This window comes from Corallococcus sp. AB038B, from assembly GCF_003668955.1.
GTDB lineage: Bacteria > Myxococcota > Myxococcia > Myxococcales > Myxococcaceae > Corallococcus > Corallococcus exiguus.
This window is the reverse complement of the sequence record NZ_RAWO01000117.1, coordinates 1-442: the sequence shown is the minus strand read 5'-3', so window position 1 is coordinate 442 and position 442 is coordinate 1. Positions and strand designations below refer to the sequence as shown.

Annotated in this window: 1 pseudogene; it reads right to left on the bottom strand. The window is 69.5% G+C overall.

Annotated features, from left to right (window positions below):
* A pseudogene (locus D7Y04_RS42715) lies at positions 1-442 on the bottom strand (permease); the annotation flags it as partial.

Here is a 442-nt window from a genome sequence, read left to right as displayed (position 1 = left end):
GGAAGTAGTCAGGGGAGGCCACGCGGAACTCGGTGAGGTAGCGGTCGGTGTTCTGGTCCATCGCGCCCTCCAGGGTGAAGTTTCCGTTGGCGTTGGTTCCTCCCAGGGGCGCGTCGTTGACCAGACCCACCGCTTCCGTGTCGGGCAGCGCGCGCAGGCGCTCCAGCAACTCGCCGTAGAAGCCTCGCAGCCGGTCGGTGGTGTCGTACTGCACCTCGGGCAGTGACAGCCGCGCTGTCAGCACGCCTTCCGCGTCGAACCCCGGGTCCACCGCCTGCACGTTGCGCAGCGTCTGCACCATCAGCACCGTGCCCACCAGCAGCACCAGCGCCAGCGCCAGTTGCACCGCCACCAGCGCGTTGCGCAGGGGGTGGTTGGCGCGGGCGCCCACCGCGCTCCCGGACTGCTTCAACAGCGGCAGCACATCCATGCCGGCGGTGTG